At 49.8% G+C, this 15,950-nt stretch carries 8 protein-coding genes; 6 read left to right on the top strand and 2 right to left on the bottom strand.

The genetic code is table 11. The features are described from left to right. The first annotated feature begins 45 nt into the window (after positions 1-45). The 6 genes from rclA to OGV77_RS03705 all read left to right on the top strand — a co-directional run bounded on the left by rclA (position 46) and on the right by OGV77_RS03705 (position 5,091). On the top strand, positions 46-1,371 hold the full coding sequence (rclA, locus tag OGV77_RS03730; RefSeq protein ID WP_087051600.1) for a reactive chlorine resistance oxidoreductase RclA: 1,326 nt from the start codon (positions 46-48) through the stop codon (positions 1,369-1,371). A gap of 168 nt (positions 1,372-1,539) precedes the next feature. Beyond that, positions 1,540-1,770, top strand: coding sequence for a reactive chlorine resistance periplasmic protein RclB (rclB, locus tag OGV77_RS03725; RefSeq protein ID WP_043017861.1), 231 nt, complete (start codon positions 1,540-1,542; stop codon positions 1,768-1,770). An 11-nt stretch (positions 1,771-1,781) separates the two neighbouring features. Further along, positions 1,782-2,342 carry a reactive chlorine resistance membrane protein RclC gene (gene rclC / locus OGV77_RS03720; protein ID WP_043015506.1) on the top strand — a complete coding sequence of 187 codons (561 nt, stop codon included), beginning with the start codon at positions 1,782-1,784 and terminating at the stop codon, positions 2,340-2,342. Between the two features lie 581 nt (positions 2,343-2,923). Next, the gene (locus OGV77_RS03715; RefSeq protein WP_043015507.1) at positions 2,924-3,619 is read left to right on the top strand and encodes a flagellar brake protein; all 696 of its coding nucleotides are present in this window, start codon (positions 2,924-2,926) and stop codon (positions 3,617-3,619) included. A 21-nt stretch (positions 3,620-3,640) separates the two neighbouring features. Next, a complete protein-coding gene (locus OGV77_RS03710; RefSeq protein WP_170928040.1) occupies positions 3,641-4,222 on the top strand; it encodes a helix-turn-helix transcriptional regulator in 582 nt (193 codons plus the stop codon). A gap of 101 nt (positions 4,223-4,323) precedes the next feature. After that, on the top strand, positions 4,324-5,091 hold the full coding sequence (locus OGV77_RS03705) for a putative bifunctional diguanylate cyclase/phosphodiesterase (RefSeq protein WP_087051599.1): 768 nt from the start codon (positions 4,324-4,326) through the stop codon (positions 5,089-5,091). Positions 5,092-5,233: 142 nt separating this feature from the next. On the opposite strand, the gene OGV77_RS03700 is transcribed toward OGV77_RS03705, so the two are convergent. Together OGV77_RS03700 and OGV77_RS03695 are read right to left on the bottom strand one after the other, a co-directional pair. Further along, on the bottom strand, positions 5,234-14,566 hold the full coding sequence (locus tag OGV77_RS03700; protein ID WP_286502611.1) for an autotransporter outer membrane beta-barrel domain-containing protein: 9,333 nt from the start codon (positions 14,564-14,566) through the stop codon (positions 5,234-5,236). A 196-nt stretch (positions 14,567-14,762) separates the two neighbouring features. Beyond that, entirely contained in the window at positions 14,763-15,341 is a 579-nt protein-coding gene (locus OGV77_RS03695; RefSeq protein ID WP_075145027.1) for a helix-turn-helix transcriptional regulator, read from the bottom strand. Positions 15,342-15,950 lie beyond the last annotated feature (609 nt).

Genomic DNA, 15,950 nt, shown 5'->3' with positions numbered 1-15,950 from the left:
ATACTTCAGTTCATCAAACGAACAGTGACCTGGCGGAGAGACAGCATGAATCAGTATCAGGCGATTATTATCGGATTTGGCAAAGCAGGGAAAACGCTGGCGGCTACCCTGGCGAAAACGGGCTGGCGTGTGGCGATTATTGAACAGTCAAACACCATGTATGGTGGGACATGCATCAATATCGGCTGCATTCCAACCAAAACCCTGGTACATGATGCTGAACTTCAGCATGACTTTGCTGCGGCGATGCAGCGCAAGGCCTCCGTTGTCAGCTTTTTGCGTGATAAAAACTTCCATAATCTTGCCGATCTGGAAAACGTGGATGTGATTGAAGGGCGGGCCGAATTCGTTGATAACCATACCGTGCGGGTCATGCAGTCAACCGGCGCGATTGAGCTAAGCGGTGAGAAGATCTTTATTAATACCGGCGCGCAGTCAACGATTCCGGACGTAGAAGGATTAACGACTACACCGGGTGTGTTTGACAGCACTGGTCTGTTGAATTTGACGCAACGTCCTGAGCGTTTAGGTATTTTGGGCGGCGGTTATATTGGCGTTGAATTCGCATCGATGTTTGCCAACTTCGGCAGTAAGGTCACTATTTATGAAGCGGCCCCGCAGTTTTTACCCCGCGAAGATCGGGATATTGCTGACGCTATCGCTAATATTCTACGCGACAAAGGGGTTGAGATTATCCTCAATGCCAGGGTTCAGGCGGTTTCATCCGAGGACGGCGAGGTACGGCTGCAAATGCCGGAAGGCGCACACACAGTGGATGCGCTGCTGGTGGCATCGGGTCGCAAACCTGCAACTGAAAATCTACAGTTGCAGAACGCGGGTGTGGATGTAAATGACCGTGGCGCCATTATTGTGAATAAATACCTGCGTACCTCGGCAGACCATATTTGGGCAATGGGCGATGTCTCGGGGGGATTACAATTTACCTATATCTCGCTGGATGATTTTCGCATTGTGCGTGACAACCTGTTAGGCGAGGGATTACGTCATACCGGCGATCGCCAAAACGTACCGTATTCCGTCTTTATGACGCCACCGCTTTCCCGCGTGGGGATGACCGAAGAACAGGCTCGCGCCAGCGGCGCGGCGATGCAGGTAGTTACACTACCTGTTGCGGCTATCCCGCGTGCACGGGTGATGGATGACACGCGTGGTGTCCTTAAAGCGGTGGTGGATAGCGAAACGAAACAAATATTAGGCGTATCGCTGCTGTGCGTGGATTCCCATGAGATGATTAATATCATTAAAACCGTAATGGACGCGGGTTTACCGTATACCACATTGCGCGATCAAATATTTACGCATCCGAGCATGAGTGAATCACTGAACGATCTCTTTTCTCTCGTTAAATAATAAAAGCGTAGTCTGCATGTTTGCCCCGCCCGTGTGGGGCTTTTTTTATCTATTTATCGGCTGGATACTAATTGACAGTTATTCTGGCGTGATGGATGAAATGAAATAAGTCGACGTATTTTATCATATTGCTACTGAAACTGCTGGTTAATGGAAATACACATGAACATGTTTAAAAGTACCTTACTAATGACCGCGTTATTGACTGCGCCGGTGACATTTTCCGCATTGGCGCAAACCGAGGTTGCTCACGTTAGCGTGTCTGGCATAGCGGATTCACCTTCCGTGATAGAGGATGCTATTGCGAAACTGGCTCAGGAAAATAATGCAACTTCCTGGAAAATAACCTCAATGCGCATTGATAGCAGTACTCACGCAACGGCAATTTTGTACAAGTGAGGAGAGTCTGAATGGAAAAATATCTGCATTTACTCAGTAAGGGCGATAGAATTGGATTAACCCTAATTCGCCTGAGCATTGCAATTGTTTTTATCTGGATTGGCTTATTAAAGTTTGTACCTTACGAGGCCGACAGCATTACGCCGTTTGTCGCCAATAGCCCGGTAATGTCATTTTTTTATGAACATCCAGAAGAGTATAAGCAGCATTTAACCCACGAAGGTGAGTTTAAGCCGCAGGAACGTGAGTGGCAGACTGCGAATAATACGTATACGTTTTCCAATGGTCTGGGCGTAGTCGAGGTGCTTATCGCTTTGCTGGTGCTGGCTAATCCTGTTAGCCGTTGGTTGGGATTAATTGGCGGCGTTCTGGCATTTGCTACACCAATTGTAACCTTATCATTTTTAATAACCACGCCTGAAGCATGGGTAATGCCGCTGGGTGATTTACACCACGGATTTCCATACTTGTCAGGCGCCGGGCGGTTGGTGTTAAAAGATACGTTAATGTTGGCGGGAGCAGTGATGATCATCGCAGACTCATCCCGTTCAATAATTAAGCAGCGATATTGAATTTTTAACGTTGTACCCTCTGTAAGATAGTAAGCCACTATAGTTAGATTCGGTAATTACCGGGCCAGCAGGATGCTGGCTTTTTTTCTGCCTTAAGGGAAATTTATTTAATATGTATGAGTTGCAATTATTCAGTTTATAAGAATAACGAGTCAGAGCTATATTTTTGACTAATGATACAGTGTCGTAAGTATTTTTTCTTTCTTCTTGTAAAAGCGTGCCACCCCGCGTACGGCATAGCCCTCCCGCCAGGATAGCTCCATTTTTCTCAAATTTTATCTATGCAATTCTTGCTATTTGTTATCTCAAAACCACACTTCAAAAAAGATTGTTATTCACTTTTGTTATAGTTAATCAACAAGTTCGTGTGGTTTTAGGCATGTCTTAAGCTAGAATTAATCCTGATTAAACGTTTTTACGTATCAATAAATGACTAAAGATAGTTAAAAACTTAATTTTTAACCAACTGTTTGACATGGAATCCACTATGGTAATTAAGCACCAGGGGTGGATGCTGATCTCGCGTTTTGTGAGTAACCAAAAGCGAGACATATCTTAAATATGGAAATAAGGGTTTTAGAATGAGCTTTGGATTAGCAAAGGAAAACAAGTTTGAAATCATAGCTACCCTTCGAGAAGAGCTGCACAAGAAAACGAAACTGGAAGTCTTATGCGAAAACAGTAGCGTTATCACGCAGTTAGAGAAGGTCGATTTCGAGCGGTTTGTGATCTCCGGGCACGAAGACATTGTTCCTGAAAAGGTCCAATACTTTATCCTGCACAGCGAAAGCGGGATTGTGAAATTTAGTGCCAGATTCGAACAAACCTCATCAGCAGGTGCGGAAGCAGGATTATCCTACCTCATCCCGGATATGATTTTCTTTGCCCAGCAGCGACAAAATCAGCGTTTTTCCTTCCTGAAGGGTTACGACTTTTTCTGTTTTGGTCGTTACAAAAACGGAGAAAACTACTCTCTGAAGATTAAAAACATCTCGCAGGGCGGTTGTGCATTAATTGTTAAAGATGTGAACTCCCGTTTTCTTTATAAAGATGCGGTGATTAAAAATGCCACACTGGATTTTGATACGTTTGGCAGTTTACAACTGGATTTAAAAGTGATCGATGTCGTCATGATCAATGAATTTGATGATGATAATCAATTGTATTCCTGTCATCAGATCTCATGCGGGTTCGATTTTAAAAACCGTCGCGAAGAGACTGAGGTCGAGAAAATTATTATTAAATTTTTAATGAGTAACAAGATTAGAAGCTTATAAGGAGCGGTGAACAGGATGTTGATGTGTGGCAGTGATAATTTTGTAGGCAACGGTCTGTTTACCTACCTGACAAGCAAACATGTACCGATACAAACATTCCCGTTTGAGGATATGTTGCATCAGACATCATTATGCCAGCATCAAACCATGGTTTTTAATATCATTGATAATGAACAACCGTGTTCAGCGATCGTGCAGTTTCTGAATAAAAACCGCTTTAAGTTTTATAATAATGTCGTGGTAATTGTTGCTGATAGCCTGGTGGCAAAATTATGCGTCGAGTTGTTATATGTTGAAAAAACAATAGTTTTGACTGAGAAATCTTCGCTGCGTGATTTCGGTCAACTGGCGTCGTTAACGGTCGGGAAATGGAATCCCCGACTATATCGTTCGCAGAAAAGATTAACCGAGAGAGAACAGCAGATCCTGAATTTGTTGGTAAGCGGTTATTCCGCTAAAGAAATTTCAGAGTTAGTTAGTCTGAACTATAAAACTATTCAGGCGCATAAGATGCGGGTCGTCGCCAAGCTGGGACTGACCAATACCTCTGAGTTAAATAAATTAATTGTCAGATTTACCCATCGTATGTCTTTTTTACCCTAAGTTGGCCATTCTTTTCTGATGTAACACACCTAATAGTAGATACAATTCGGGAGTGATGTTGACTGGTTTTTAATTTCTATGATTTATTGAGGGGGAGCGGAATGTTTAATTCCAGTGAGGTGCTAACTGCGCTTGAAAAGGCATTGAATACCAGTCAGCTTTATATGGTTTATCAGCCTATTTTTAACTTGCGTACTCAGAGTATTAGTGGGTTTGAAGCATTAATGCGTTGGAATAGCCCTCAGATGGGTATGATCTCTCCCGATGTTTTTATTACATTACTGGAAGACAGCGGCAATATCATTTCAATTGAAGATATGGTTATCCTCACTCCCTGGGATGTGGCAACCTGTTGGCCAGACCCCCTTGTACTATCAGTCAATATTTCCGCGCTTGAATTTTGCGATCCTCTGTTACCCCAACGTGTCAGAAAAAACCTTACCGCCTGCGGACTGCCGCCCCATCGATGCCAGATAGAGGTCACGGAAACGTCGCCGCTGTGCGACAGTCAGGTAGCGGCTAAAAATATGACGGAGTTGAAGGCGATAGGGGTCAAACTTGCCCTTGATGATTTTGGAACCGGCCACGCTAATCTTAACTATCTGTTGAAATATCCTTTTGATACCTTAAAAATTGACAAGGAATTTGTCACCGGCATTGAACCCGACACCCGCTCAACAAAGATTGTGGAGGGTATCATTTCACTGGCGCATAATTTTGGGATTGAAGTTCTGGCCGAAGGGGTGGAAACCCAGTCCGAACTGGACCGCCTGATGCAGATTGGTTGTGACAAAATTCAAGGCTTTTTCATTTCTCCTCCGGTGTTGGCAGAAGAGATCCCTACACTCTTAGTACAATATAATCATTAATCCCTCCTTTTTACGTTTCCCAAACCCTTGATTGTGCCGCGTTGCGGTAAGTCCGTAGACCTAAAAGCGTAGCGCATCAGGCCGTCCTGAAAGACAAAAAAAAGCCCCCTGTAGAACAGAGGGCGGGTAAGTTTATATCTGCTTAGAACGATTTCTTAAAGCCGATAGAGGCATTGACCGGCGCTTCAACCTGCGACTTACTGCCGCCGTTGCTGAATTGCGTACCCAATTCACCGTAGACCTGCAGGTTTCTGTCGATAGACCATGACAGACCGGTGGCAACTTCAGTGCTGGAGTACTGTTGTGAAGATTCCAGCGTGGTGGTGGCGACCGCATTGCTAAAGTGCGTTTTGTCTTTTGACCCCAGTCCCTGCCAGACGTTGACCCTACCGTACGGCTGGAATTTGCCATGGTTGGTGTCATAGTCTGCGACCAGGCGCACGCCCAGACGAGCGGTAAAGGAATCAGCGGTATCCATTTTCACTTTCGTTTGGGTCACACCATCGAGATGCCCGTTATCGAAGTCGCTGTATTGATAGATCAACTGCGCCTGAGGTTCCAGACTCCATGCGCTGGCGCCCAAACGGAATGATTTACCCACTTCTGTCGACGCCGTCAGCGTGTTGCCTCTGACGGTATACGATCCGTTATTGCCGGTCGCCGCCAGGCGGGATTTATGGTTACCGTATTGCAGGACGTTATCAACATACATTCCGTCGCCCGAGAACCAGGTGGCATAGCCGCCGACATAAAACGCGTTGTCGTCGATGTTACCGCCTTTGCCGTCGCTGCCTGTCTTCGTGCCTTTCACGTTGCTGTCGATGTCAAGAATGCTGGTATACAGTCCGGCTTTCCAACTGTCGTTAGCATACATGTCAACGCCGACCTGAATACCCATGGTATGGGAGCTGGTTTGTGTCCCGGCCGCATCATCCAGTTTGGTTTTTCCGGAGTAACCAATCATTCTTGCCCAGGCGCGATTATCTTCATCAATACCCGGTTTAACTTCGTCGCCCATACGCTGGTGCATGTTGCCTAGCAGGCTGATGTCGCCCTGACGAACGACGCTGGCGAGACCAGAATACAGCATAGTTTCTGGACGATATTCGCTTCTCAGGTACCAGTTTTCACCCTGACCTTGAGCATTACCCGCATGCAGTTGATACTCAAATGCGCCAGCAGCCATACGGTCGGCGGCAAGATGGAAGGCGTCACGCGACGTTTGGGCCGTGGTGGTCGCGCCATTGAGCGCCGTCACCACTTCGATGCCATCGCCAATGGTCGGCGCGCCGAGACCAGAGCCGTCGACATCCAGCAGCGTACTACCGCTGGCTTTACCGCCATCGATAATCAGACGGTCAGCAATGCCTGCGCCGCTACCATTCTGGATTGCCGCCATGTTGATAGTCCCTTTTTCGCCGGTGTAATCCCCTTTGACGGTTAACGTTGTGCCAGTCTGCTGGCCGATGAGTGAAACATCGCCGCCGTTGCTCAGGCCCGCTACCGTCTGGTTGTAACCCTGCGTGTTCAGGGTGGTGTCAGCGACAACGTAGTGGTGCGAAGCGCTACTAAGGGTGTTGGTATTACCCGCCTGCAGCACGCCGTTGGCAATCAGCGTTGCGCCGCTGTAGCTGTTTTCACCTTGTAGCTCCGTCACACCGCTACCGGTCTGATGCAACTGGCCTTCGCCGCTGATATTACCGGTCAGCGCCAGGGTATCGCCACGATTAACATTGAGTACGCCGTTATCAACGATATCCCCCTGAATGCTACCGATATTACCGCCGTTACCCAGCTGTAAAACGCCTTGTTCGATGGTGGTGCCACCGGTATAGGTGTTATCCAGCGTCAGAGTCAGGGAGCCTTTACCGGTTTTGGTCAACTGACCGTTACCTTCGACTTCCGTTAGCAGGGAAACGTTATGTCCGTTGGTATCGAATGTCCCGCCGCCGGATTCCAGCGTCACCTGACGGGCAGTATCAAACGCTTCGCCATATTTCAGCGTACCGCCATTAAAAGTAATTCCCGTTTCTGGCGCGCCAAGGTTGGTATCGCCCGCCACCTGCAGCGTCCCTGAAGTGATGGTGGTTCCACCGCTATAGGTATTGTCGCCAGTGAGGATGAGCGTACCAAGATCGCCTTTATTCAGGCCGCCGGTACCGCGGATCACGCTGTCGATAGTGGCGGTGTAGTTAGCGCCGTCTACTGTGCCATCGCCGACGCGAATCAGCGTGTTGGCCGTATCGGTGGTAATGGCCTCACCGCCTACGCGATAACCATCGGTAGCGAACTGTGCGCCGCTAATGATAACGTCGCCTTTGCTGTTATCGACGGTGACGTTGCCCGCTTCACCCTGGAAGACGGCAAACGCGGCATCGGTAAACGGTGCGTTCAGCGCGCCTTCTGGCGTTGATTCATCCGTAGTCCAGTTGTCGTTACCCTGGCTTGATTGCCAGATACCGTCGCCGCCGTTGATGACGCCGTTGTTTTTCAACTCGCCATTCTCACCGCCAGTGCCGTCCCAGAAGCGCAGCGTCAGTCCGGCATGGTTGACCAGGTTAACCTGGTTTTTAACCGAGGTTTGAACGTACAGGCTGTCTGCGGCTTCCGGCGCGTTGGCAATGTCCATCACATTGTTGGTTAAGGTGCCGGTGTAGTTAATGACACGATAAACGCCAACGTCAAAACTACCGCCCGGAGAGGTCTCGATATTGAGCTTACCGTCGAGCGTCAGATCGCCATTCACATCAATCAGGTCGTTGAAAGCTCCGCCAGGGGTATAGGCCTGACCAAACTGGTAATCAAGCTGTGCGTTATCGCTGAGCGTCAGTGAACCGGTAGTGAGTTTACCCACGCTGTTGATGGCGGCACCTGCGGTAATATGGCCGTCGTCCAGCACATCAACCGCGCCGCCGATGATACCGTTACCGCCGAGCGTTGCCCCGGATTTCACTGTCACCTGACCGGTTGCGGCAGACTGATTACCGTTGACCAGCAGCACACCTTCATTGACGTCCGTGGCGCCGGTCCAGGTATTATCGCCGGTCAGCGTTAATGTGCCGTCGCCGATTTTCACCAGACTGCCGTCGTTGCCGCTGATAATGCCGCTAATGGTGTCATCAAGATGCAGATTACCCAGCGACAGTTCTTTATTACCCAGTTCAACGTTACCCGCACCGGACAACGAACCGATAGACGTAGCGCTGTCGACTGCGCTGATATCGACCTTGCCACCCGCCAGGTTTTTAACGACGGTATCTTCAGCCATCGCCTGGTCGGCTAAGGTCATCAGTCCGCTGTTATTCACCGTAGCATTGCCGCCGCTGGCGTTTTCTTCCAGCGCCAGGGTGCTGTCTTGTGACACGTTAACCTTCGCGTTGCCCGCGGTAGCGTTGTTGGTTAACACCGCTTTTGCTGCGCCCGTCAGGTTCAGTTTTGCGCTCGCAGCGGTGACGTTATCTGCCAGCGTTAACAGGCTGTCGGCAATGTTCATGGTCAGGGACTGCAGACTGGTATCCGTTCCCCTGACATTGAGTGTCGCCCCCTTATTGACGTTCACAGTGCTGCTTTCATTGCTACCAAAGGCCCCGGTTTTGCTGACGTTGACCGTTACATTGTTGGTATTTCCGGTACCGGCAATTTCGGTATCGCCTTTGTAGCTGTTCGCGCGGTCGAGCGACAGGGTGCTGCCCGCATCGCTTGAACTGCTGGTGACTTTCAGTTTACCGTCGCCGGTAATCTCACCTGTTGGCGTGAAGTGGTGTGAATTGAGGTCGAACACCGCCGCGTTATCATGTGCTCCCAGCTCAATGGTGCGATTGCTGGTCAGGTCCGCGCCCATTTGCAGCGTGGAGCCGTTATTGATAGCTAAGTCGGTTCCGCTCTGGCCGAGGTTGCTGTCGGAGGAAATCTGCAACGTACCGCCATCAATGCGCGTGCCGCCACGATACTCGTTATCGCCGCTGAGGATCAGACGACCAAGGTCGGTTTTCACCAGCGTCAGCTTGTCAGTCGTGCTGGCTTCGCGGATAACGGACTCAATGGTCGCGGTGTAGTTTTGCCCCGCGCCACCGGCGCCAACGCGCAGCAGCAGTTCACCGGTTCCAGGCGTCTGGCCTGCGTGGGTCGCGTTTTCCGTGGTGGCATAAGCGTTAAGCGCATCGCCTTTAACGACATAGCCATCGGCGTCAAACTGTGCCCCGGAGAAGTTAACTTCTCCCACGGCGTTATCAACGGTAACGGTTCCGCCTTTGGTGGTGAAGACAGCAAAGGACTTCTGCGCCCAAGGGGCGTTACCTTCACCGGTTGCTGTGGTCCAGTTGTTATCACCCTGGCTGCCGATCGCCATCCATTTGCCATCGCCACCGTCAATTTTGTTGTCGCCTTCAATGCCCGACGCGCCGTGGCTCTGATTGATGGTTGCGCCGTCCCAGAACTGCAGGGTAACGCCGTTGGCGTTCACCAGGTTGACCTGTTTGTCGATGGAGGTCTGGACAAAAATATTGCTCTTATCCTGGCTATCCGGTATCGCGCCTAATTCCAGCGTCTGGTTATTCAGCGTGCCGCCGTAGTTATAAATACGGTACACACCCGGTCCGAAGTTGCCGCCCTGTGAAGTCGTCACATCCAGGGTTCCGTCCAGTTGCAGATCGCCTGCGACGTTAATCAGATCGTTTAGCGCACCGCCTGGCGTATATGCCTTGCCCAGTTCAAAAGCGGAGGTCGTTTTGCTGCCGAGCTGCAGATTACCGTTGATGGATAACGTACCCGCACCGCCGTCACCGGCGCTGAGGGTCGTGGCATCGTTCATCAGCACGTTGCCGCCGATAACGCCATTGCCGCCAAGTGTGGATGTGCCGCTGACGGTGGTGGCGCCGCGCGCCGCGCTTTGATCGCCATTGACCAGCAGCGTACCGTTAGTGACAGTGGTCTCACCGGTATAGGTGTTGTTGCCGTTCAGTCGGGTAATGCCGCTACCGATTTGCTGTAGCGCCCCGATGCCGGAGATCACACCATTGAGCAGCACGGTGTTGGCGCGATTAATCGCCAGAACGCCGTTGTCGATAATGTCAGACACGGCGCTGACTTCGCCTTCATTTCCGCCGTCACCTAACTGCAGCGTACCAGTTTGATCAATGGTGGTAGAGCCGGTGTAGCTGTTGTTAGCGGTAAATACCGTAGTACCGCCCGCCGCACGTTCGAAGTTCCCGTCGCCGCTGATGATGCCGCGATAGATCTGTGCTGCTGACGTATCCCCCTGGGTATCGAAGATAACCTTGCTGCCTGCGCCCTGGGTGGTGATATCGTAATCGCCAATGCTTGCGGCAGTACTGGTTGGCTCGACGTGGTCGCCGGTGCGCAGCGTTGCGCCATTGTTTACGGCGATGGTTTTGCTCGCCAGATTAAGGTTTTCAACTACGCGCACATCCGCATTTGACCCGCTAATGGTCAGTGAATCCCAGCCGGTGCCAATGTTGGTGCCGGTATTTAGGTTGTCGCTGGCCAGCGTACCAATCTTCGCATCTTTCGTATCGGTGAAGGTGAGGGCGTTGCCTGTACCCGCAGCGGTCATGATGTGGCGCGTTTTATCCAGCGTCACATTGCCAATGTTGGCCTTATTGTTACCACCGGTACCCGCGAAATTCACTTCGCCGGCATAGGAGCCACTGCGCCAGTTGAAGGTGTCCGTACCTTCGCCGGTGTTGATTACACCACTGGTCACACCGCCGCTGATATCAATGGTGTCGTTACCTTTACCAGACTGAATGGCTACCGCCGTGTCGTTGATAGCCTGCAGGGTTCCCGTGTTGGTAATGGTTTTGCTGCTGTCGCCGCTGGCGTCGATCACCGGTGATGTGGTGCTGGCCGAGATAATCTTGCCGCTGTTGGTTAATGCGCTGACGTTTTTCGCGATGATCGCCGAACCGCCTGCGCTATCATGCACGTTGATGTCAGCATTGGTGGTGACACGACCGTCCGTATTGGCGCGAATCCCGCTCCCTTCGCTGTTTTGTACTTCAATGGTGTAGCCTTTGCCGATAGTAAGGTCGCCCGTCACCGCATCGCCATTGCGTTGTTCAAAAGCGAAGCCGGTACCTTTACCATTGACGTTAAGGATGTTGTTCAGCCCATCTTTCATGTTCAGCGCCACGCTGGTACGGATCCCCGGGCCATCGTTGGCATTGATGGTCACGTCATTGAGCGTGATATCGGTATTGTTGGCATCGTTTTGAATACCGGCACCCGTCCCTTTAGCGCTGATAGTCACACCTTTTGCAGCCAGCTTACCCGCTCCCGTCTCGAGACGAATGCCGTCTGCTGAACCATTGGTCGTGATGGCATCGCCGGCATTACCGGTAATACTCAGGCTTGCACCATTGGTCAGCAGAACCCCTGCGGTTCCGTCATCAACGGTTACCTGGCCCAGTTTTTTAATCTGAGCGCTGGCACCTGAAGCCCGTACGCCGATACCGTTGCTGACGTGCAGGGCGCTGGAGGCGTTATTGGTTAAACTCCCGCCTTTTTGAACATCAACACCGATGCTGTCGACGCTGGCCAGATCGATAATCGCTTTGGTATCGAGGATCAGGTTGCCCAGATTTCTCGCCACATAGGCGATAACCTTGTTGCCGCTGACTTCAGAGGTGATCTTCGCGTCCGAGGTGAGGGTGGTGCTCGTGGCATTACCCTGCGTATTGCCATTCAATTGATGCGCCTGACCATCCACAACCCCGGCAACTGTTCTTTCACCGGTCAGATTAATGGTGGTTTTATCGCTGATAGTTCCTTTCGCGCCGCCCTCTATAACCAGTGCCGCGGAGTCGGTACCCTGAACGGTGAACGTTGCTTCACCAGTATCTACGCTACTGCCAGCCCCGGTGGCGAGAACGCCAACAGAATTGTTACCGCTGAGAGTCAGATTCAAGTTGGAAGTGGACTGATCTTTCGGGTTAGTGGTATTACCGGCCAGCAATGCGCCATTGGCGATACGGAAAATGGTGGTGCGATCCTGACCGTTGTCATTCATCACCGCCTGACCAATATTGGCGGTAGCGCCTTTGCCATACAGGTAATAACCAATCTGATCGGTGCTGTTGAATGACGGGCTACTCAGGCTGTCTACGTTAGCGATGGCGTTATCACGCACGTGCACGCCGATGTTACCGGCCTTATCCAGCGTGATGTTGGAGTAAACGTTGACCACTGCCTGGCCGTTAGCGCCGCCTTCCGCCCAGATGGCGTAGTTACGGTTACCGACGCCGCCTTCTCCGTCCACCACGATAGAGCCTGCCGCGCTGGTGGTGACTTCGGCATTTTTGTTATTGGCGCTAACGTGGATCCCCACGTTGTTGGTGCCATTTACGTTAATCTTGCCGTCGTTGCGGATTTCCTGATTATTTTCCGCGCCGCTGTCCCGTACGGAGATGCCGTAGTTCTTACTGCTACCTCCTTCAGAACCGCCATTGATCACGATGTTGCCGGTATTGAGGACGTTGCCCGTGGCATTCCCGACCAAAATCCCCGCGGCGTTACGTATGCCGGTTCCCAGCGTGATAAGGCCGTTGTTAATAACTTCTTTAGCACTCTTGGTCATAATACCAGCGCTCAGGCTGGAACCGCCCGCCATGGTGACATCTTTAGACGGATCGCTTGCGTCGCGACCAAGATAAATTGAGGCATCCTGAGCGTTGGTAAAGGTGGCATTCCCGGCGACTTCTACGCCATAAGCGGTGCCTTTGGCAAAGGATGCACCGCTTTTACGCCCATCTACGACGTTGATATCGCCGTTGTTGATGCCTTGCGAATCGTCAGACAGCTGCATCCCAATAGCCAACGTCAGCGAAGAGTCGGGTACGTCTTTGCTCCAGGGATCGGCTGCCGACGCGGTACCGAAGTTATCGGTGGTGATGGCCTGGTTAATCGTGCCATCGTTAGTCATCTGGCTGGTACCTTGCCCCTGCATGCCAAATGCGCCATAGCTGTTGACGTTTTGGTTGCCGTCTTTGTCGATAAACAGCCCGGAATTGATGATCCCGTTGTTGGTTGCCGTCGCGTCTTTTGCCAGCATGCCAATCGCCAGACTCTGTCCGGTAGATGTGCGTAATGCGTTCAGTTGGCCGAGGTTGGTGATAACCCCGCCATCAATGGCTTTCATGACGCCATTGATACTGCCGTCAACGGCAATAATCGCATCTTGGTTCAGGGTGCCGGTGGTGCCTGCACCGTTGGCGTAAATAGCATGCAGCTCACCGCGGCCAGCGGTCGCGTTATTGCTATGTGACAAGCCGTCGGTCCAGACGTCGTAATCCCAGGTGAGCACGTCTGAGGGCTTGCTGGAGTTGATAAGATCATCAATCAGCTCGGCATATTTCGTTTGTGCGGCGGTGGAGGTAGTGACGACATTTGCATCCAGCCACAGCTGGATTTGGCTGACTTTTTCGCCTTCCGGGTTTTCTGCTGCATCGCTGCTGTTGCCCAACAGCCAGTCGTTAAAATCGGCCAGATCCTGCGTGTTGGTAATGCTAAATGTGCGCTCACCCGTTTCGACGACATTGCCGTCTGTATCATAACCGTAGGTCATGAGCTTCACATCATCGCCAAACACAGAGGTTTGCGCCGAGCCGGCGAACGTTTTTTCAGGAATAACCGGAGCAGCGTTAAATTTTATGTAGTTATCGGATTGCCAGTTAACCTGGCTACCAGCGTCCTGAGCCTCCAGTAAGGAGGAGTCTTTGGCCAGCAACTCGATAGTATTGGCTTTGTCGCGGACATTGAGCGTGTCGTTGCCAATATCCAGATTGGCTATGGAGCCATTTGTCGCCAGCGCGATGCCAAATTGTTTATAGATTTTAGACAACGTTGGATCGTAGGTGTTTAATGCCGAATCGCCAATCTGCGATTCGGTAAGGAAATTATTTAAGTCATTGGTGTTAAAGACTTTAATAGTTGTAGGTTCGCCAGGGAAGGCCGGGTCGTTAATATCAAATTCTGTGCTTTGTGATGGCGTCGACGATTGGTTATACGTCAGGTATTCCGCCAGTTCTTCAGCGGTAGTAATCGTTTTTACGCCCTGGTCAGGGCTGGTGGCCTGCAGGGTGATTTTGCCGGTTTGCAGTAGCTCTCTGATGGTCGTTGATTCAACAACACCACTTTGGCCTGGGGCAATCGTTGGGATCGCGCCGCTGATATTGAGCGCCTGACCAGCAGTGATATCTTTATATAAGAATCCGTAGTCGTGGATACCCTCATAATCTCCAACGGAAATACCTGCCTGGTAGTCGGTGAAAATATTGTGCTCACCGATATCGATAATCGGATCAGCGGAAGCCGGCATTGAAGCAGCGCTTAATGCGCCGGCCGCCAGTACGGCGACAGTTTTACGCGAGCTGCTTTTTTTCTTTCCTTTAGTTAATTCGGAAACGACCACCCAGATACCGAGTACCGCGTTCCAAATAATGCTGTAAACTTTGTTCATATATAACCCTCGTCTACATTCCTGTTATGTATGTGTTAATACGTTGAGTTGTTGGCTATGGTTGGCACGCGGATGTGCTACCCGGTAATAGATTTCGGAAAATAGGGTTCCCTTCCGTGCGATGCGGAATTTAAAATTTGAGTAGAAAGAAAACCTTTTAAATGGTAAGCGTGATAATTGTCCTTAAATAAGTCAGTTATGGCTGGCTATAGTGGGAAATGGTGTACTTGAGTCGCGAGTTATTTTTGCCGAGTTTTCTGGCAATGTTGCTTTTGTACGCCCCGATGGTTTTTTCACTTTTTTGTGATGCTCCGGCGATTTGCGTCAGTGACCAACCCCGGGCCAGCATCATCATTACGCTGAATTCGTTTGCTGTAATTTTATTTTGTAGTTCTTTGTTATTGCTTGGTTTTTTGTTTTGTGTAATACGCGTTACGGCATGCAGTAACCGATCAAGGCTGGCGTCTTGATCGAGAAACAGCATGTTCTTCCCGCAAACGGTTTGAAAAATAGAAAAAGTAGCTTCATCTGCCAATACAATGATTCTTGTGGCAGGGCGTAAAGCCATGTTGCGGATAATCCTGGCATATTTTAAAAAATCTGTGTTGTCAGGATTAATAATGATGCAATCCGTTTCATAAGGGATTATGTTGACGGCAGAAAGCGTCTGAGATGAGTAATACGCGATATCAATATATAATGATGAACCACGTAGGATTTCTCGCATGCCTAGCCAGGGGTAAATTGAGTCACCCAAAAAAATAGCCTTAGACATAACGATCTCCTTGAAATTTTGATGCAGGCGACCGCCTCTTTTTTTAAGAAGAAAAAGAGTTTCTTGCGACGCATGAAATGTTAATTAAATCTCGTATAACGTTCTCTGGTGTGAACGCATCCTTATTTATTACAGATTCCACAGATATTTCTGTATTAATTCGAATCATTAACTATTCTTAAAGTAGATATTACACTTTGTTAAAATTTAAGATAAATCGTTTATTTCAGCTCTGCGTAAATGATTGATAGATTTCGCTTATGGATCACGCTAATAATGATTGAGTGATTTCTATAAAGACAGGGTATTCCTATTCATTGTGGAGGGGATTTATATGGAAAACTTTATATTTCATACAGATACCTGTTTTTCTTGATGAGATGATTGGTGACCAGGAGAATTCTTAATCAAGACCAGGACAAAGAGAAGGGGAGCCAGGGGGAAGAGAGAAATATCGCTCAATTTGCAGTTATCGACCTGAAATTAGAATTTTCAGGTCGATAATTCTTAGTGGTGTTAAGTTTTTAGGGAATTATCCTATTTTGGGCTTTTTGTGCTTAATTTTAAAATCTCACCTGAAGAGGTTATTTTTTCTGATTGCATTGCTGA

The sequence above is a fragment of the Citrobacter sp. Ce129 genome (assembly GCF_030334545.1).
GTDB lineage: Bacteria > Pseudomonadota > Gammaproteobacteria > Enterobacterales > Enterobacteriaceae > Citrobacter > Citrobacter europaeus.
Note: the sequence above shows the minus strand (reverse complement) of the source record. Positions and strands in the feature narration are given on the sequence as shown.

Excerpts from the sequence above, each read along its gene's own strand:
- OGV77_RS03710 (WP_170928040.1), top strand. The coding sequence starts at position 3,641 with ATGTGTGGCAGTGATAATTTTGTAGGCAACGGTCTGTTTACCTACCTG.
- OGV77_RS03695 (WP_075145027.1), bottom strand. The coding sequence starts at position 15,341 with ATGTCTAAGGCTATTTTTTTGGGTGACTCAATTTACCCCTGGCTAGGC.
- rclB (WP_043017861.1), top strand. The coding sequence starts at position 1,540 with ATGTTTAAAAGTACCTTACTAATGACCGCGTTATTGACTGCGCCGGTG.
- OGV77_RS03715 (WP_043015507.1), top strand. The coding sequence starts at position 2,924 with ATGAGCTTTGGATTAGCAAAGGAAAACAAGTTTGAAATCATAGCTACC.
- rclC (WP_043015506.1), top strand. The coding sequence starts at position 1,782 with ATGGAAAAATATCTGCATTTACTCAGTAAGGGCGATAGAATTGGATTA.
- rclA (WP_087051600.1), top strand. The coding sequence starts at position 46 with ATGAATCAGTATCAGGCGATTATTATCGGATTTGGCAAAGCAGGGAAA.
- OGV77_RS03705 (WP_087051599.1), top strand. The coding sequence starts at position 4,324 with ATGTTTAATTCCAGTGAGGTGCTAACTGCGCTTGAAAAGGCATTGAAT.
- OGV77_RS03700 (WP_286502611.1), bottom strand. The coding sequence starts at position 14,566 with ATGAACAAAGTTTACAGCATTATTTGGAACGCGGTACTCGGTATCTGG.